Source organism: Bradyrhizobium sp. Kon58 (assembly GCF_055807455.1).
This window is the reverse complement of record NZ_JBVVOT010000640.1, coordinates 1-238: the sequence shown is the minus strand read 5'-3', so window position 1 is coordinate 238 and position 238 is coordinate 1. Positions and strand designations below refer to the sequence as shown.

At 53.8% G+C, this 238-nt stretch carries 1 protein-coding gene; it reads right to left on the bottom strand.

Features of this window, described 5'->3' with window-relative positions; genetic code table 11:
* The coding region (locus tag AC0L20_RS41795; RefSeq protein WP_473295960.1) for a recombinase family protein at positions 1-238 on the bottom strand (238 nt) is incomplete at both ends.

Below are 238 nucleotides of genomic sequence, written 5' to 3'. Positions count from 1 at the left end.
ACCAGTTCATCCACAACGGGATGAGTGAGCACGATATTGCCGATGCACTGAACGCCGAGGGGCTGGTCACCGATTTCGAGCGCCCCTGGAATGCCCCATCACATCGAACCCACTTTTCGGGTGGGTTGCGGCTGATACGTTTACGTAGTTTGGAGGATGTTTTGTTGTAGACGTTGTTACCTATGTATTTCTCGTTGGTCAGCACTTGGTGCACGCTACCTCTACTCCAGGGGCGCTC